General features: G+C 70.3%; 13 protein-coding genes and 6 pseudogenes. 13 read left to right on the top strand and 6 right to left on the bottom strand.

The features are described from left to right. Positions 1-574: 574 nt before the first annotated feature. The 3 genes and pseudogenes from FCI23_RS56960 to FCI23_RS58505 form a co-directional block, all read left to right on the top strand. A pseudogene (locus FCI23_RS56960) lies at positions 575-830 on the top strand (hypothetical protein); the annotation flags it as partial. 369 nt (positions 831-1,199) lie between these two features. After that, positions 1,200-2,909, top strand: coding sequence for a hypothetical protein (locus tag FCI23_RS34725; RefSeq protein ID WP_136728145.1), 1,710 nt, complete (start codon positions 1,200-1,202; stop codon positions 2,907-2,909). A 145-nt stretch (positions 2,910-3,054) separates the two neighbouring features. Beyond that, a complete protein-coding gene (locus FCI23_RS58505; protein ID WP_211265571.1) occupies positions 3,055-3,198 on the top strand; it encodes a hypothetical protein in 144 nt (47 codons plus the stop codon). Positions 3,199-3,502: 304 nt separating this feature from the next. Here FCI23_RS58505 and FCI23_RS34715 read toward each other — a convergent pair whose 3' ends face one another. The 4 genes from FCI23_RS34715 to FCI23_RS34700 are packed head-to-tail and all read right to left on the bottom strand — an operon-like array spanning position 3,503 to position 6,733. Continuing rightward, complete coding sequence (locus FCI23_RS34715; RefSeq protein ID WP_136728144.1) at positions 3,503-4,615, bottom strand: ABC transporter ATP-binding protein; 1,113 nt, start codon at positions 4,613-4,615, stop codon at positions 3,503-3,505. Next, positions 4,612-5,481, bottom strand: coding sequence for an ABC transporter permease (locus tag FCI23_RS34710; RefSeq protein WP_136728143.1), 870 nt, complete (start codon positions 5,479-5,481; stop codon positions 4,612-4,614). Before FCI23_RS34710 ends, FCI23_RS34715 begins: the two co-directional genes overlap by 4 nt. Beyond that, entirely contained in the window at positions 5,478-6,308 is an 831-nt protein-coding gene (modA, locus tag FCI23_RS34705) for a molybdate ABC transporter substrate-binding protein (RefSeq protein WP_136728142.1), read from the bottom strand. Before modA ends, FCI23_RS34710 begins: the two co-directional genes overlap by 4 nt. A 38-nt stretch (positions 6,309-6,346) precedes the next feature. Further along, positions 6,347-6,733: a TOBE domain-containing protein gene (locus FCI23_RS34700; protein WP_211265570.1), complete on the bottom strand. Its 387-nt coding sequence runs from the start codon at positions 6,731-6,733 to the stop codon at positions 6,347-6,349. Positions 6,734-7,110: 377 nt separating this feature from the next. Here FCI23_RS34700 and FCI23_RS34695 point away from each other — a divergent pair, with 377 nt between their 5' ends. The 6 genes and pseudogenes from FCI23_RS34695 to FCI23_RS34675 all read left to right on the top strand — a co-directional run. After that, entirely contained in the window at positions 7,111-7,545 is a 435-nt protein-coding gene (locus tag FCI23_RS34695) for a molybdopterin-dependent oxidoreductase (RefSeq protein ID WP_407646069.1), read from the top strand. A gap of 106 nt (positions 7,546-7,651) precedes the next feature. Further along, positions 7,652-8,116, top strand: a pseudogene (locus FCI23_RS34690) (LysR family transcriptional regulator); the annotation flags it as partial. A gap of 31 nt (positions 8,117-8,147) precedes the next feature. Beyond that, a pseudogene (locus FCI23_RS62550) lies at positions 8,148-8,270 on the top strand (LysR family transcriptional regulator); the annotation flags it as partial. 181 nt (positions 8,271-8,451) lie between these two features. Further along, positions 8,452-9,253 (top strand): annotated as a pseudogene (locus FCI23_RS34685) (IS5 family transposase). A 211-nt stretch (positions 9,254-9,464) separates the two neighbouring features. Then, positions 9,465-10,012: pseudogene (locus FCI23_RS34680) on the top strand (DUF1062 domain-containing protein). Between the two features lie 129 nt (positions 10,013-10,141). After that, positions 10,142-10,569 (top strand): annotated as a pseudogene (locus FCI23_RS34675) (DUF4158 domain-containing protein); the annotation flags it as partial. A 367-nt stretch (positions 10,570-10,936) separates the two neighbouring features. Here the strand turns inward: FCI23_RS34675 and FCI23_RS34670 are convergent. Continuing rightward, on the bottom strand, positions 10,937-11,923 hold the full coding sequence (locus tag FCI23_RS34670; protein WP_136728140.1) for a hypothetical protein: 987 nt from the start codon (positions 11,921-11,923) through the stop codon (positions 10,937-10,939). Next, positions 11,923-12,516 (bottom strand): RNA polymerase sigma factor, encoded by a 594-nt coding sequence (locus FCI23_RS34665; RefSeq protein WP_136728139.1) that lies wholly within the window; start codon positions 12,514-12,516, stop codon positions 11,923-11,925. Before FCI23_RS34665 ends, FCI23_RS34670 begins: the two co-directional genes overlap by 1 nt. Positions 12,517-13,238: 722 nt before the next feature. Here FCI23_RS34665 and FCI23_RS34660 point away from each other — a divergent pair. The 4 genes from FCI23_RS34660 to FCI23_RS34645 all read left to right on the top strand — a co-directional run bounded on the left by FCI23_RS34660 (position 13,239) and on the right by FCI23_RS34645 (position 16,973). Then, entirely contained in the window at positions 13,239-13,505 is a 267-nt protein-coding gene (locus tag FCI23_RS34660) for a DUF2630 family protein (RefSeq protein ID WP_136728138.1), read from the top strand. A 24-nt stretch (positions 13,506-13,529) separates the two neighbouring features. Further along, entirely contained in the window at positions 13,530-13,790 is a 261-nt protein-coding gene (locus FCI23_RS34655) for a UBP-type zinc finger domain-containing protein (RefSeq protein ID WP_136728137.1), read from the top strand. A 67-nt stretch (positions 13,791-13,857) separates the two neighbouring features. Further along, the gene (locus tag FCI23_RS34650; RefSeq protein ID WP_407646068.1) at positions 13,858-15,534 is read left to right on the top strand and encodes an FAD-dependent oxidoreductase; all 1,677 of its coding nucleotides are present in this window, start codon (positions 13,858-13,860) and stop codon (positions 15,532-15,534) included. Continuing rightward, complete coding sequence (locus tag FCI23_RS34645; protein WP_136728135.1) at positions 15,531-16,973, top strand: ATP-binding protein; 1,443 nt, start codon at positions 15,531-15,533, stop codon at positions 16,971-16,973. The genes FCI23_RS34650 and FCI23_RS34645 overlap by 4 nt, the downstream gene beginning before the upstream one ends. Positions 16,974-17,040 lie beyond the last annotated feature (67 nt).

Here is a 17,040-nt window from a genome sequence, read left to right as displayed (position 1 = left end):
TCTGCCCCGAGACACAGCTCGCTGCTCCATGCCCGCACACCCTGCCATCTCACGCACAGCGAGTCGAGGTTCCTGCGCCACCGGCGTGGCTGGAATTCCGCCCTGCACGCCTCCAGGACCACCTCGGGGTCAAGGGGTCGCAGGTTCAAATCCTGTCGTCCCGACGGTGTCAACAGGCCAGAGGCTGTTCTCAGCAGAGCTGGGAGCGGCCTCTGGTGTTTCCGCAGGGCTGGCACGCGAAGTCGGCCCACGGCACCTGGTGGGACTCCAGATGGATACGAAGATCAGCCGCCGCGGTTGTCGGCGACGACCGTATGGGCGACCAGCCCGTGGCTCATAGCCTCGATGACGGTGGCGGCCTGCTCTTGCCCAGGTGCCATCCCGCTGTTCGCTCACGGGCGGGTGGGATCGAGCCCCCAGCACGCCAGGGCTGACGCCGCCCTCAGCGCGGACTGCACGTCGTGCTCCCCGGCACTCGACACCGGTCTACCGGTCTACCGGTCCGGCCATGGGCTCTCGGGTAAGGAGGAGTCGTGAAGAACCACGCGCCTGACCACGTCGTACATGTCCGGGGCGCGGGTACACGGCCGGGCGGTTCTCCTTCAACGTGCCGGAGGGGCGGTGCGACCTGCCAGGGTGAAGGGTTCGTCGCGGTCGAACTGTTGTTCCTGCCCTGGACCTACGCGCCGTGCCCGGCCTGCCACGACCTGGGCCCGGGCGGCGGAGACGCGGGCGGCCGGGTGGTCGCCACAGGCCCTCCCACCGGGGTCGCCAAAGCCAAGGGCAGCGCCACCGCGCCCTACCTCGCGGGCCGGCTCGTGCGCTCCTGAGCGGGTGAGCTGTCCGACCACGGCTCACACCTGTACATGCTCGACGGGATGCGTATTCGTACAGTCCCGCCGCCAGCACCACCCCCACCAATCCCGACGGAAACACGTATATCACCAGAATCGACTGGAACACGGGATCCGTCAGCGACCGCCAGCTCACCAAAGCGGGCCAGAGCCTCTACTACCGCGAGCCCGAGGGCCTCGCCATTCAGATCCCGGACACCAGCAGCGGCACCGCCGCCTGCCGCCTGCCGCCTCGCCATGGGTTTCGCGTCCGAGAACTCGTACACCACCCCGATAAGATGGCCAGCTTCTACTACAAGATCAGCCTGGTCTGATCACCACTCGCCCCCCGAGGTGCACCCCCGCATGCACAACACATCCGACATCTCTGCCGGCGCATCCGTCCGTCAGGAACCGGCGGCGACGCCGGCCACCCCGGCGGCGCTGCATCGTGGGATCACGCTGCTCGCCGTCATCAGCCTGTTCATCGGTACGCGCGGTGACTGGTCGACGGCGATGGCGGTACGGCCGGCGGTCGGCGGGGTCATCACGCTCGCTTACGCGGGCATCCTGATCCTGGGCATCCTGGCGCTGACCATGCGCACCCGCACCGCGCTGACCCGGGTCGACGCGGGGGCGCTGCTGCTCGGCATCGTCCTGGCGCTGTGTTCGTACGCCCTCAGCCACGCGCCGAACGACGAGACCGTGCTGATGACGCAGGCCACGCACGAGCTGGTGCACGGGCATCTGGTGTACGGCCAGGAGTGGCCGTGGGTCTTCGAGCACAGCCACGTCGGGGTGACGAAGACGATGTCCGGGGGCGCCGACTACTCGTTCGCGTATCCGCCGCTGGCGGTCCTGCTGAACGCGCCCGTTTACGCGCTCATCGGCGCGAAGGCCGTCACGCTGGTGCCGACCGCCCTGCTGGTCCTCGGCGCGGTCGCGCTGTGGGTGCTGCTGCCCGCGCCGTGGCGGTCGGCGGCCACGGCGGTCTGCCTGGGTTTCCCGATGCTGAAGGGGTACGCCGCGATGGGCTATCCGGCGATCCCGGCGCTGGTGCTGCTCATTCCCGTGGTGGTCCGCTGGCCCCGCATCGGTACCGGGGGACGGCTCAGCCGCGCGGACATCGTACGCGCGTGCTGTCTCGGGGCGGCCTGCGCGACGCAGCAACTGCCGTGGTTCCTGGCGCCGTTCCTGCTGGCCGGCCTGTACGCGGTACGGCGCGGCGAACTGCCGGCGCGGGCCGCGCTCGCCGTCGTCGCGCGCTTCACCGGGATCACGGTGGTCGTCGCGCTCGCCGCCAACGCGTACTTCATCGCGCAGAGCCCAGGGGCCTGGCTCAGGGGGCTGGCGCTGCCGTTCACGCAGCACGGGATCCTGCACGGGCAGGGCATCATGGGCATCTCGTACTACTTCAGAGACGGCAGTGACCGGCTGGACTTCTACTCGTACGGGAGCATGCTGCTGGCCGCCGGGCTGCTGGGGGTGTTCGTGCTCTTCGTCAGGCGGTTGGGCGCGGCGGCCACGGTGCTGCCGTGGTGCGCTTTCTACCTGGCCACGCGGTCACAGGACGGCTATTACCTGATGATGACGCCGCTGTGGGTCGCGGCCGCCGCCACCGCGCCCGTCACGGCCTTCGAGTCCGCGTGGCAGCCACGGCTGCCGTTCCCGCGGCGGCCGGCGGTGAGCGCGGCGCTGGCGGCGGCGGTGCTGCTGCCCGCCGTCGCGTGCGTGGCGGTCGCGGCCGGCAGCGGGCCGCCGATCCGGCTGGCGGTCGGCGGAGTGCGGGCGGACGGCACCGGCATCACGTCGCTCACCGTGCGGGCGACCAATACCGGCGGCACCGCTCTCGCTCCCCACTTCGCGACCAGCACGAGCGAGAGCGCCTCCGGCTACTGGACGGTGCGCAGCGGCCCTGCCGTGCTGCGCCCGCACCAGTCGGCGCACTACGTACTCGTCCCGGGCGCCGGACCCTTCCCCGTCCCGCACCGGGCCCGCCTGCGGGTCCGGCTGCGGGTGTTCACGGACCGGCCGCAGACGCTGAGCAGCACGGACATCCACGTACCGAAGCGGTAGCGCGGCCGCGTCACTCGCGCGGGCCGGCCGTCGCCGCGGGCTCGGAGCCGGAGGCGCGCAGAGTGCCGTGGCCCGCCTTGCGCAGTGGGGTGCGGCGAGCGTCGTCTTCTTGTAGTGGCGCCGCGGCACCACGTCCTGGGGGAAAGTGAGCTGCTGGTTCATCCGCTTCAGGGCGGCGGGCATCTCCCGCACCCGGGTCGGGAAGTTGTGGCTGCCGTTCTGCGGCAGTATCGACACGACCCGCATGGGCGCCCTGACAGCCTTGCTGAAGGCCATGGTCCGCGCGTAACCCCGCTCGCCGTGCTGGCGGTTGATGACCAGCACCGAGACGTGGAGTGCGGGCAGGTGCTCGAGCCGGCGGTGTAGACGCGGGGGTTGCGCATCGTCAGCTGGAGGGCGCGGTTGCCGCCGGAGGAGTAGTCCATCACGCCCCAGGCGCCGGCGTCGTGGCCGACCCGGTGGACGGACTTCAGGGCGTACGGGAGGTCCTTGCTCAGGAAGGTCTCGGTCTGCGGCCCGCCCGGCACGTCGACGCACCCGGTGTCGCGCGGCGGGGCCCTCGAAGCGGTGACCGCGGCGCGCGCAGGCCTGGTTCAGGCGGGGTAGGCATGGGTCTGTGCGGCCTTGACAGTGGCCCAGACGGTGGCGCCGGGGGCAAGGCCGAGTTCGGCGACGGCCACAGTGGTCAGGTCTGCGGTCAGCGGCAGTTCACCGCTGACGTCGATGCGGATCTGGTCACCGTGGGATTCCAGGCCGGCGATCCCGCCGCGCCAGATGTTGCGGGCGCTGGAGTCGGGCCGGTCGCGGTGGAGGGTGACGGCGCTGGGCGGGAACGCGACGAAGACCGGTCCGGCCAGCTCTTCCGTGGTGGTGATGGCCGGGCCGTTGTCGAGGCGGACGGTGTGGCCGTCGGCGTGGCCCTGGTAGAGGTTGAGGCCGACCAGACGGGCGATGTAGTCGGTGCGGGGACGGCGGGCGATGTCGGCCGGAGTGCCCTCCTGGACGATCCGGCCGTGCTCGATGACGACGAGGCGGTCGGCGAGCACCATGGCGTCCAGCGGGTCGTGGGTGACCAGGACCGCGACGGCCTCGAAGGCGGCGAGGTGGCGACGGAGTTCGGCCCGTACGTCGAGGCGGGTGCGGGCGTCCAGAGCGGCCAGCGGCTCATCGAGGAGCAGCAGGCGGGGGTGGGTGGCCAGGGCGCGGGCGAGGGCGACGCGTTGGGCCTGGCCGCCGGAGAGCCTGCGGGGCTTGGTCGTGGCATGGTCGGCAAGGCCGAGCCGCTGGAGCCAGTCGGCGGCCTGGGCGCGGGCCTCGGCTTTCGGCGTGCCGTGGCAGCGGGGGCCGAAGGCGACATTCTCCAGGGCGGAAAGGTGCGGGAAGAGCAAGTAGTCCTGGAAGACGACGCCGGTCGGGCGGGCCTCAGGCGGGGTGTTCAGTCGCTGGGTGGGGTCTTCCAGGGTCCGGTCGTCCAGCCGCAGATAGCCGTCGGTGAGCGGGGTGAGGCCGGCCAGGGCGCGCAGGGCGGTGGTCTTGCCGGCGCCGTTGGGACCGAGCAGGGCGAGGACGTCGCCGGGAGCGGCGGCCAGGCGCAGGTCGAGGCAGAAGGCGTCGCGCTCCACCACGAGGTGGGCGTCCAGGCCCGTGCCTGTCGCCTCGGCTTCCACCGGGGTCGTCTTGCCGGTCTGGGCGGGCGGGGAGTTCATGGGGCGGCCATCCAGCGGTCGCGCAGTCCGGCCAGGACGGCGATGGATACGGCGAGCAGGACGAGGCTGAGGGCGATGGCGGCGGCCGGATCGTCCTGGAGGGCGAGATAGACGGCAAGCGGCATCGTCTGCGTGCGGCCGGGGAAGTTGCCGGCGAAGGTGATGGTGGCGCCGAACTCGCCCAGCGCCCGCGCCCAGGCCAGCACGGCGCCGGCCGCGACCCCCGGCGCGATCAACGGCAGCGTGACGCGCCGGAAGGCGGTGAAGCGGGAGGCTCCGAGTGTCGCGGCGGCCTCCTCGTACCGGGAGTCGGCGGCCCGCAGGGTGCCCTCGACACTGATGACCAGGAACGGCATGGCAACGAAGGCCTCAGCCACGACCACCCCGGCCGTGGTGAACGGCAGGGTGATCCCGAAGTCGGAGTCCAGCCAGCGCCCGACGACGCCGTTGCGGCCCAGCGCCAGCAGCAACGCCACGCCGCCGACCACCGGAGGAAGCACCAGCGGCAGAGTCACCAGCGCCCGTACGAACCGGCGGCCGGGGAAGCTGGTGCGGGCCAGCAGCCAGGCCAATGGCACACCCAGCACCAGCACCACGGCGGTCGCGGCGGTGGCGGTGACCAGGGACAGCCGCAGCGCCTGCCACACACCGGCACTGGAGAGCTGGCTCGGCAGCGTGCGCCACGGGGCCCGCACCAGCAGCGCCGCCAGCGGCAGTACGAGAAAGACGAGGCCGACCAGGGCGGGCACCAGCAACGCCAGGGGCGCCTGCGCTCGTACCCGGCTCCGGCCCCGTACGTGCCGACGCCACGGCCTGTGGCCGGTAAGGGTCTCGACCGGGGCGTCGGGCGCGGGAGAGGGGGTCACGGGTTGAGGAAGCCCGCCGTCGTGAGGACCTTGGTGCCTTCGGCGGATTCCACCAGGGCGATGAACGCCTTGGCGGCCGTGGCATCGGGCGCGTCCTTGAGCAGCACGATCGGGTAGTTGTTGATGACCTTGGCGGACTCGGGGAACTCCACCCCGTCGACCTTCCCGCCGGCCGCCTTCACGTCGGTCTTGTAGACCACGGAGGCGTCCACCTCCTTCAGCTCCACCTTCGTCAGCGCCGACTTCACGTCGGCCTCGTACGAGACCGGGGTGAGCTTGAGATTGCTCGCGGTCAGCGCGTTCTGCGCGGCGGCGCCGCAGGGCACCGTCTTCGCGCACAGCGCGACCTTCAGGCCGGACTTGGTGAGGTCCTTCAGGGAGGCGATCTTCTTCGGGTTGCCCGGCGGAGTGGCGATCTCCAGTTGGTTGCGCGCGAAGGTGACCGGCGTGCCCGTGGCGTCCTTGGCGTCGGTGACGGTCTTCATCGTCTTGGGACTCGCGGCGGCGAAGACATCGGCCGGGGCACCAGAGGTGATGCTCGCCGCCAGGACGTCACTGCCGCCGAAGTTGAACGTCACGTTGGTACCCGGGTGGGCGGCCTCGAACTCCTTGCCCAGGGCGGTGAAGCCCTCCTTCAACGAGGCCGCGGCGAACACCGTCACCGTCCCGGAGATCTTCGACACCGAGGACGCCGAGGACGCCGACGTGCTGGGAGAGCTGGAGGACCTGTCCGAGGACGAGGAGGAACAGGCGCTGACTGCAAGCAGCACCGCAGTGCCCCCGACGGCCAACTGCAGGGTCCGGCTGCGCGCGAAACGGATCGTCACAGGGTCTCTCCCTCTCTGCCGCACACAATCGCGCGGGTTCACGGTCTTTCCACGACCACGTTGGTCGACTTGATCACGGCAACCGCCGGAACGCCGGGCTCCAGCTTCAGCTCCTCGGCGGACTCCCGGCTGATCAGCGACACCACCCGGAACGGCCCGGCCTGGATCTCCACCTGCGCCGACACATCCCCCAGGATCACCTCGGTGACGATCCCGGCGAAGCGGTTGCGGGCCGAGGACCCGGAGCTGGCCTTCTCCTCACGGCCCAGCTCACGGGCGAACGCGGCCAGGTTCGGGCCGGGGATGATCCGGCGCCCCTGGTCGTCGCGGTCCGCCTGCAGCCGACCGCTGTCGACCCAGCGCCGCAGGGTGTCGGCGCTGACCCCCATCAAGGCCGCGGCCTCACCGATCCGGTACATGTGCATACGACGATCATAGAGCCGCGTCCGCAAGCACACTGCAGCACTTCCCATTGCATAAGCCCAACGATTTGATGACGGCCGGCAGCAGGTGCGACCCATCCTGGACTGTCGTCCCGTGCCGCGGGGCAGGTATGCCGCCTCTGTACCCGCGTCATGTGACCGGGGTTGCTTCTGCGATGGATGAGTGGCTATCAGTGCCGCACATGCCCAAGGAATCTTGTTTCTGGCTTGCCTGTGCGGATTATTGTCGGCAACGAGTGGGCATGACGGCAGGGTCGGCGCCCGACGCCGGCGTTCCGCGGAGGTGGAAGCCCGTGAGCAGTTGGCCTGTACCCGTCTCGCCTGTTTCCTCCGGCGAGCCTGCTCCCGGGCCGTTCGCCGTGGTCGTCCTGGCTGGTGACCTTGCTCGCCCTGCCCGGCTCAGCGTGCGTGACCTGTATGCCTGGCCGCAGCATCGGGCTCGGGTCAGCTTCGAGTGCGCGACCAGCGGCGTCCAGCACCACTACTTCGAAGGCCCGCTGCTGCACGACGTGCTGTACGCCGCCGGGCCCGGCTTCGACCCGGCCCGCCGCAAGGACCGCCTGCGTTTCCTGATCGCCGTCACCGGTGCGGACGGCCACCACGCGGTGCTGTCCTGGGGCGAGACCGATCCGGACTTCGGTCGCGCGCCCGTCCTGCTCGCCACCCGTATCGACGACACCCCGCTGGACCGGGCCGGCCCGCAACTCGTGCTCCCCCAGGACCGTTGCGGCGCCCGGCACATCAGCGCGATCACCGCCATCCATGTGGACGGCCACTACACGTCACTGACGTGAACCCCGCGACCGCTGACGGGTGCGGTCACTCCCGTCCCGCTCGCACATACGACATGACCTGTCCCGGGGTGTGGACTGTGGCCGGTTCGGTGGGTCAGGGTGAGCCATGCTGCTTCGCCAGTTGGAATACCTGGTCGCCCTCGCCCGGGAACGGCACTTCGCGCGGGCGGCGGCCGCCTGCTACGTCTCGCAGCCGTCACTGTCCGCGGCGATCCGCAAGCTGGAGCACGAACTCGATGTGCCGATCGTGCGGCGCGGCCGCCGCTTCGAAGGCCTGACTCCGGAAGGCGAGCGGGTGCTGGCCTGGGCGCACCGGATCCTGGCCGAGCGGGACGCGCTGCGCCAGGAACTGTCGGCGATGCGCGGCGGCCTGACGGGGACATTGCGGCTCGGCGCGATCCCCACCGCGCTGACCGCCGCCTCTCTGCTGACCACGCCGTTCTGCGAGAAACACCCGCAGGCCCGGGTCAGCCTCGAATCGCTGTCCTCACAGGACATCACCAAACGGCTCGCGGAGTTCGAACTCGACGTGGCGATGACGTACCTGGACGACGACACGCTGCGGCACGTGCGCAGATTCCCCGCTGTACGAGGAGCGCTACATGCTGCTCACCCCCGTCACCGGACCGCTGGCCACGGCGCCGACGGCCAGTTGGGCGCAGGCGGCCGCGCTGCCGCTGTGCCTGCTGTCGCCCCAGATGCGCAACCGGCAGATCGTGGACGAGTACTTCGCCGCCGACGGCGCCACCGCCACCCCGGCCATCGAGACCGACAGCATCGCGGGCGCCACCATGGCACGCCCGACGACGCACCGGGCTCCCGGCGGCCGACGCGCAGGCGGCCGTGGTCGGCCGCCTCCACACCCGGCTTCTACGAGATCGGCCATGGGGACCAGCGGTACAGCCGTTGGCGCCACGGAAGAGCCACCGCAGGGTGATCGACGGGATCCTCTTCCGGGAGCGGACCGGAGTGCCCTGGCGGGATCTGCCTGCACGTTTCGGCAAGTGGAAGACCGTCTACGAACGACTCAGACGCTGGTCGGCGAACGGCACGTGGGACAAGATCCTGCGGGCCGTCCAAGCCGGCGCCGACGCGGCAGGCCGCATCGACTGGTCCATGGCGAGCGTGGATTCCACCTCCTGTCGCGCCCACCAACACGCCGCCGGAGCGCGCAAGAAACCGCCGCGAGTGCCGGGAAGAAGACACACGCCCCGACAGCACCGCCCCGACGAGGGACTCGGACGCTCCCGGGGCGGACCGACCTGCACGATCCATCTGGCCGGTGAAGGTAGGCGCCGCCCGCTGTCATTCGTGATCACACCAGGGCAGTGGGGCGACGCACCGCATCTCATTCCAGTCATGGAAGGCATCCGCGTCGCCCGCCCGGGCGGCGGGCATCCTCGCACCCGCCCCGATCACCTCGGCGGCGACAAGGCGTACAGCTCCCGCCGCAACCGCCGCTACCTGCGCAGACGCCACATCAAACACACCATCCCCGAGCCGAAGGACCAGCGGGCCAACCGCAAGCGCCGGGGCAGCAAAGGCGGTCGGCCCGCCGGCTTCGACAAGACGATCCACAAGCGTAGGAGCGAGGTCGAGCGGACGATCAACAGGCTCAAGAACTTCCGGGCCGTGGCCACGAGGTACGACAAGCGGGCTTCCACGGCACGTCACCGTCGCCGCGATCTGGCTCTGGCTTCGTCCGTGATCCGCCGGACAGAACCTGGCGGTGAGGCGCTCGAAAACCAGTGGAACAGCGCCGCTGTGCGCCATTACCGTGCTGCCGAACCAAGCCGTCTAGTCAAGGACGTGCCGTTGTACACCCTGTGAGACCTCCCGAGCGCTGAATCGTCGCGCGTCGCACATGTGCGCCGCGCTCCTTTTTGCTGCGGACTTCTCACTGAAACCGGTGTACTTCTGTGCTCAAAAACTGGGTGGTCGTGCCCACCTGCCTGCCGCTCGTTCTCCACCGTTGCCACGCGTGCGCGTCCGAGCGCTTCCGGGCAAGCGGTAAATTTCGCGTCAACGCAAACCACAAGCTCATCGACGCCTGGCTCCTCGCGCTCTGTACCGCTTGCGGGGAAACTGCAAAGCTCACGGTCCTGGAGCGGATGAATGTGCGCTCCGTACGACCTGAGCTGCTGGACCGGCTGCATGACAACGACCCTGGCCTGGCAGCTGAGCTGCTCCAGGATCCGGTCGTGCGGCGCCGTAATCGCATCGCCCTCGACTGGGACAACGCCTGGCGCCTCGACACCGGCGGATCGGATCACCTGGACCGCGAGGTGATCGACGTCTCGGTCCGCTTTGCGGCGCGGATCCCTGTCCGGCCGGTGCGACTGATCGCTGAAGGTTGCGGTCTTTCGCGGGCCGAGGTCGAGAGACTGATCACGGAGGGGAAACTCGTTTCGGCAGCCGGCTGAGCGGCAAGCTCTCCGGCGACTTCACCTTCACGCTCAAGCGCTGAGCCCTCCTCGGGACCAGGGGCCTGTCCGGCAAGATCCGCCGGACAGGCCCTAGCACAGGCGATCGGCCTGGTGCCGGGGTTCTGCGGAAGATCCTCGATCACTGGCGGAGGGTGGCTACCGTCCGCCGCATGCCGGTGGAATTTCTGACTGCTGAGCAGGCCAAGGCCTACGGGAAGTTCACCGAGGAGCCGACGAGGCCCGAGCTGGAGCGGTTCTTCTTCCTCGACGATGAGGACCGGAAGCTGATCGCGAAGCGGCGTGGTGACCACAACCGGCTCGGCTTCGCCCTCCAGATGTGTACGGTCCGCTACATCGGGCTGTTCTCGGAGGACCCACTGGCCGTGCCGTGGCCGGTGGCGGAGCACCTGGCCGCGCAGCCGGAGATCGAGGACGTCTCCTGCGTCAAGGAGTACACCGAGCGGTTGAAGACGGCGTACGAGCACGCGTGGGAGATCCGCGACGTGTACGGCTACCACCCGTTCGAGGACCACGCTCAGGCCGGAGGTTCCGGGCGTTCCTGCACGGCCGGGCGTGGACGGCGCACGCCGAGGGGCCATGCGACGGACAAGAAGGCACACATCTTCGCAACCTTCGTCTCAGCCACCGACTGCCGGCAGGAGTTGGCGGTCGCGGAAAAGGGAAACCCGGGGAGAGGCACTGCACGGAGCACACCAGGTTTTGTGCCGTCTGCGCACGCGGTGAGATTTGACTGCAACAACCCGGTCGCATGTTCCTGACTCACCTCGGAGATGTCCCTGCAAGGTCCGGGGCGGGCGGCGCTACCGGGTCCGGGACGGTGGTGCGTCCCCCCGGTCAGGCGAGCATGTCAAGGTGGAGCGCCCGGTCCGCCCGGGGCGGTTTGGCCGATGGCCGTGCCCCGGGAGCGTTGAGTGCGCGCCGGGCACGGCCATCGGTGGTGGGGGTCAGCGCGACGCGGTCGCCGACTTCGTAGTGTGGAGCAGCTTGCCATTGGCGTCGTAGGCGCGGACGACGGGGCTGCTGTTATCGGTGCCGCTGGGCTGGGGGATCACGTCGGAGGAGAACCAGACGCCGTTGGACATCTGGGCGTTGTGCGCCTTCTGGCCGCTGTACTGGACGGTTACGCGGGCAACGCCGTTCGTGTAGTGACCCATGACGGTGGCGCTGTAGACGGACTTGCCCTTGCCGTCCAGAGTCGGACTGCCGACGCCGCCGGTGTTGTACTCCAGGGTGACGGGAGTCGTGATGGCGGTGATCGGGGAGAGCCAGGCCTCGCGGCCGTTGGGGTTGGCCGCGTCGTCCGGGACCGAGCAGCTGACGACCTCTCCGCTGCGGCTGCCCTTGCCGATGTACCAGGTGGCCAGCCCGTCCTCCATCGCCCGGTAGAGGTGCGGGACGGCGATCACCACGCGGTAGTCCGAGGCTGCTTCGGTGAGCTTGGGGTGGCCCAGCCAGCTGCCGGAGTCCAGCTTCCCCGTCTCACCGGCCTTCAGGCAGGCGGTCAGCTCGTTCTTGGCCTTGGCGGCCGGGATACCGTTCAGCACCGGGAGGCTGTCGGCAGACCGGGTTACCACCGCCGGAGCGGCGGCGGCCGGCCCCGTGGGGCGGTTGGATCCGTGCAGGGCGAGGCCACCACCGACCGCGCCGGCCGCGATCACGGCGGCCGCCGCGGCGAACGGCACCCAGCGGCGCAGGCTGCGGATCAGGAGCGCGCGATCGTCGGCGGCCGGGGCCGTGGTCACGTAGTCCAGGGAACTGGACGGGCGGAGGTCGGACATGGTGGCTCCGATGAGGTCGAGACTGCGGGTGAGGGGCTGGTGGTCGAGGGCGTCGTCGTCCTGCTCGTCCCTGATCAGGGCGAGCAGTTCCGCGTGGCGGCGGTCCTTGTCGGGCAGCGGCCGGTCGGCGGGCCGGTGCGGCAGTCCGTGCATCACGAGGCCCCCAGATCGGGCAGGTCGGCGGATGGGTGGCGGGCCGTCAGAGCATGGCCGAGGCGTTGGCGGGCGCGGGCCAGCCGTGACTTGACGGTGCCCACGGCGATGCCGAGCGAGACGGCGGCGGCTTGCTGGTCCAGGCCGGTCCAGACGCAGAGTTCGATCACGTCGCGCTCGTGGGCAGGCAGCCGCGCGACCGCCTTCCGCAGCCGTGCGAGGTCGGCGGCGTCGTCCACCCGTTCGGCGACGGCCTGGGCGTGGTCGGCGACGTCGGGCTCCGGGGCCAGCCGGCCGAGGGCGGCCCGGTAGCGGCCGAGCGCACGCCGCTGATTGGCTGCCGTGTGGTTGGCCACGGCCAGTAGCCAGGGCAGCACGGAGTCGCGGTCCAGCACCACCTCGTGCCGGCGCCGCCAGGCGTGCAGGAACACCGCCGAGGTGAGGTCCTCGGCGTCGGCCGATGACTGCAGGCGCCGCCGGAGATGGTTGTAGACCGTGTCCGCGTGGCGATCGAAGAGCGTACCGAAGGCGGCCTGGTCGCCGGAACGGCCCCGCTCCCAGAGCTCGCGGTCGGTGTTGTTGCTGTCTTCCACACTGCGTTCATGTCCGCACCGGCCGGATGGTTCCCGGTCCGCTCGCCCTCATGACCCGCTCTCCGGCCCCGGCCATGACTGACACGCATGCGGCTGCCCGCGGCCGGTGAGCAAGCCGCGGCAGCCCGGGCAAGCTCGGCGGTCGCAGTGGACGCGTGCGTCGATGGCCCGGTCCCCCGTGGTACGCCCACGCCGCCCGCCGGCGGGAGGCCGAGCCACCGTCGACACGTCCTTGGCAATCATGATTCCCGGTGCATACGGAGCGCGATTTGGAAAGCATCGCTGCACGTCAGGACGTGCCGCTCTCGCCCCGCTGGTCGTGGCCATCGCCACCACGAACTCCAACGACGCACCGTCTTCCGCCCGCGGCCCAACTCGTCCGCGATCGTTGACACCCGCAGCGCGCGACAGCCGACGAACCACAACCGAACCACCCGCCACCAGGCCATATACCCACGGAATGCGGAATCCAGCACTCGGAAGACGCGGAGCTTGGCGCGGGAGCGACCGGCCGCGGCGGGCGGCGCGCCGACACCTCCTGACGGTCGGCAGCCACGGACGGTGACCAACCCGGGCGTCAGCAGTCGGCTTTGGCCGTTGGGCTGCGGTCAAAACCCGGCTTGGTTTCCCCAAGTGTGCGAGCCTGGGAGTGTCACAGCGCAGACACGATGGCAACACAGATGCGGTCCGGCCACGGGCTGCGCCCAGCCGGGAGGTGCCCTATGGCACAGGAACAGAGCGGCGGCGCCGAAGAGCAGATCCTGCACCGGATCAACTCCATGATCGATGATGAGAAGACGCTACGGGAGCTGTTGGCCGCCGGCCGGATCGACGCCGGGACGGAACACCAGCGGCTCACGACCCTGGAGCGCGAACTGGACCAGTGCTGGGACCTGCTGCGGCAGCGCCGTGCCAAGGCGCAGGCGGGTCAGGACGCAACCGAGGCCCATGTCCGCCCCTCCAGCCAGGTGGAGGGATACCTGTCGTGACGGAACCGGACCGAGAGAGCCACGATGAGTGATGAGTGTGAACATGTCCCGGCCGGTGAGCCCGCCCTGGCCCGCACCCCCGACGGCTGTGAGGAGTGCCTGGCCGGCGGCGGGCGATGGGTGCATCTTCGGCTCTGTCTGGCATGCGGGCACGTCGGGTGCTGCGACGACTCGCCCGGTCGGCACGCCGGCGGCCACTTCGCCGAGGTGGGCCATCCAGTGATCCGATCGTTCGAGCCGGGTGAGGAATGGCGCTGGTGCTTCATCGACCAGCAGATGGTGTGACGGCGGGCGCCGTCCGGCTGAGAGCGGCCGGCAGCACGGCAGCGCGTGAGTGTGCTGTGCCGATTTCTTGGGGACGGTGAGCAGCATGGCCAACCCGACGATTTTGACCGTCGATGACGATCCGGCCGTCTCTCGCGCGGTCGCCCGCGACCTCAGACGCCGTTACGGGGACCGTTACCGAGTGGTGCGCGCGTCCGGCGGGGACGAGGCACTGGAGGCCCTTCGGGAGATCAAGTTGCGCGGTGGGCAGTTGGCCGTGCTGCTCGCGGACTACCGGATGCCGAAGATGAACGGGATCGAGTTCCTGGAGGCCGCGATGGACCTCTTCCCGCTCGCCCGGCGGGTGCTGCTGACCGCGTATGCCGACACCAGTGCGGCGATCGACGCGATCAACGTCGTCGACCTCGACCACTATCTGCTCAAGCCCTGGAGCCCGCCGGAGGAGAACCTGTACCCGGTTCTCGACGGTCTGCTGGAAGTGTGGCTGGCGACCCCCGACCCGACCGCGTCCGACATCCGCGTGGTCGGGCACCGCTGGTCGGCTCCGTCGTTCGCCGTGCGGGACTTCCTCACCCGCAACCTGGTGCCCTATCGGTGGCTGCTGGCCGATGAGCCCGAGGGCGGCCGGCTACTGGCCGCCGCCGGGCTGACCGCCACGCAGGTGCCGCTGGTGGTCACCGCCGACGGCACCACGCTGGTCCGGCCGACAGAGCCGGAACTCGCCGCACAGGTCGGGCTGAGCACCGCGCCCACCGCTGAGCTCTACGACCTGGTGGTGGTCGGCGGCGGCCCGGCCGGCCTCGGTGCCGCCGTATACGGCGCGTCCGAGGGGCTGCGAACCGTCCTGGTGGAGCGGCAGGCGACCGGCGGACAGGCGGGACAGAGCAGCCGTATCGAAAACTACCTCGGCTTTCCCGACGGCGTGTCCGGCGCACAGCTGACCGACCGGGCCCGCCGCCAGGCGCTGAAGTTCGGGGCGGAGATCCTCAGCACCCGGGAGGTCGTCGCGCTGGAGGCGGCCGGGTCGGGACGGGTACTGCGGTTCGGCGACGGCACATCGATCACCGCCCACACCGTGGTCCTGGCCACCGGGGTCTCCTACCGCCGACTGGAGGCCCCGGGCCTGGACGAACTGACCGGCTGCGGCGTCTTCTACGGTTCGGCGCGGAGCGAGGCGCCCAGCTGCTCGGGCGAGGACATCTACATCGTGGGCGGTGCCAACTCCGCCGGCCAGGCGGCCGTGTACTTCTCACGCTACGCCCGGCATGTGAAGGTGCTGATCCGCGGCGAGGACCTGAGGCACTCGATGTCGAGCTATCTGATCAACCAGATCAGCACCATCGACAACATCCAGGTTCACCCGTGGACCGAAGTGGCGGGCGGGAAGGGCGACGGACACCTGGAGCGTCTGACGCTGCGCGACACCCGGCAGGGAACCACCCAGACCGTGGACGCCTCGTGGCTGTTCATCTTCATCGGCGCGCAACCCCGCACCGACTGGCTGGACGGCGTGGTCGCCCGGGACTCGCACGGCTTCGTCCTCACCGGCCCCGATCTTCTGGCCGACGGACAGCGGCCGCCGGGATGGCCGCTCGCGCGGGATCCGTACCATCTCGAAAGCAGTGTCCCCGGTGTCTTCGCCGCCGGAGATGTGCGTGCCTCCTCGGTCAAGCGGGTCGCGTCCGCCGTCGGCGACGGAGCGATGGCCGTCTCGCTGGCGCACCAGTACCTGGAGACACAGTGAGCGGCCAGGACCGGCTGGCCCCGGCACAGCTGCGGTCCCTCTTCCTGTTCGAGTCCCTCACCGACGACCAGCTGGACTGGCTGGCGGACCGGGGCCGGGTGGAGCAGCGAGCCGGCGGAAGCCTGGTCTACGGCGAGGGCGAGGCGGCCTCCTGCTTCTTCGTCCTGCTGGGCGGCGCGGTGGCGCTCAGCCGCCGCCTGCACGGGGACGACATCGAGGTGTCCCGCACCGACCAACGCGGTGTGTACGGCGGAGCGACTCAGGCCTACCTCGGCGACCGGGTCGATCAGGTCTACATCAACAGCATGCGGGCGGTCACCGACGCCGACTTCTTCGTGCTCCCGGCCGACGAGTTCGCCACCGCGCTGCGTACCTGGTTCCCGATGGCGCTGCATCTGCTGGAGGGACTGTTCTTCGGTACCCGGCTGAGCAATACGATCGTGGGCGAACGGGAGCGGCTGGTGGCCCTGGGCGCGCTGTCCGCCGGCCTCACCCATGAGCTGAACAATCCCGCGGCTGCCGCCGTACGGGCCACCTCGGCGCTGCGGGACCGGGTCGCGGGGATGCGGCAGAAGCTGGCGATGATCGCCGACGGCAGGCTGGACGGCCGTCGGCTCCACGAGCTGGTGGATCTGCAGGAAGCGGCTGTGAAGCTCGCCGCGACCGCGGAGCCGCTGACCGCGCTGGCCGCCTCGGACGCCGAGGACGTGCTCAGCGACTGGCTCGACGAGCACGGCGTCGAGGGCGGCTGGGATCTCGCCCCGACCCTGGTGGCGGGCGGTGTCGATGTGACGTGGCTGGACTCGGTCACCGTCGCGGTCGGCGAGGAGAACCTGGCCTCGGCAGTGCGCTGGCTCACCTACGGCATCGACACCGAACTCCTCATGGCGGAGATCGATGACTCCGTCTCGCGCATTTCCGGTCTGGTCAACGCGGCCGGACAGTACTCCCAGCTCGACCGGGCACCGCAGCAGACAGTCGACATCCACGCGCTGCTCGACGCGACCCTGACCATGCTGCGGGCCAAGATCCCGACCGGGATCACCATGGTCAAGGAGTACGACCGCACCCTGCCGCCGGTCGCCGCGCACGGCGCGGAACTCAACCAGGTGTGGACCAACCTGATCCGCAACGCCGTGGACGCCATGGGCACGACCGGCACCCTCACGCTGCGCACCCGGCGCGACGGCGACCGGCTGCTGGTCGAGGTGGGCGACACGGGACCGGGCATCCCCCCGGAGATCCGGCCGCGCATCTTCGAGCCCTTCTTCACCACCAAGCCGGTCGGTGAGGGCACCGGCCTCGGCCTGGACATCTCCTACCGCATCGTCGTCAACAAGCACCACGGCGACATCCGGGTGGACTCCTGCCCCGGCGACACCTGGTTCCAGGTGTGCCTACCGCTTGCACCGGACCCGGCCGACAGCACGCCCGTCTGAGCCCGGAGAGAAGGGCTTGCCGCCGCCGTGACCGGGCCGTGGGAGAGGTCTGGCCGCGGCTGAGGCC

The sequence above is a fragment of the Actinacidiphila oryziradicis genome, assembly GCF_005047355.1.
Taxonomy (GTDB): Bacteria; Actinomycetota; Actinomycetes; order Streptomycetales; family Streptomycetaceae; genus Actinacidiphila; species Actinacidiphila oryziradicis.
The sequence above is the reverse complement of the archived record's forward strand: the minus strand, read 5'-3'. Positions and strand labels throughout refer to the sequence as shown.

What these genes read in the sequence shown, in the direction of transcription:
- FCI23_RS34725 (WP_136728145.1), top strand. Translation starts at nt 1,200, where the DNA reads ATGCACAACACATCCGACATCTCTGCCGGCGCATCCGTCCGTCAGGAA.
- FCI23_RS34700 (WP_211265570.1), bottom strand. Translation starts at nt 6,733, where the DNA reads ATGCACATGTACCGGATCGGTGAGGCCGCGGCCTTGATGGGGGTCAGC.
- FCI23_RS34670 (WP_136728140.1), bottom strand. Translation starts at nt 11,923, where the DNA reads ATGCACGGACTGCCGCACCGGCCCGCCGACCGGCCGCTGCCCGACAAG.
- FCI23_RS34655 (WP_136728137.1), top strand. Translation starts at nt 13,530, where the DNA reads ATGAGTGATGAGTGTGAACATGTCCCGGCCGGTGAGCCCGCCCTGGCC.
- FCI23_RS34715 (WP_136728144.1), bottom strand. Translation starts at nt 4,615, where the DNA reads ATGAACTCCCCGCCCGCCCAGACCGGCAAGACGACCCCGGTGGAAGCC.
- FCI23_RS34660 (WP_136728138.1), top strand. Translation starts at nt 13,239, where the DNA reads ATGGCACAGGAACAGAGCGGCGGCGCCGAAGAGCAGATCCTGCACCGG.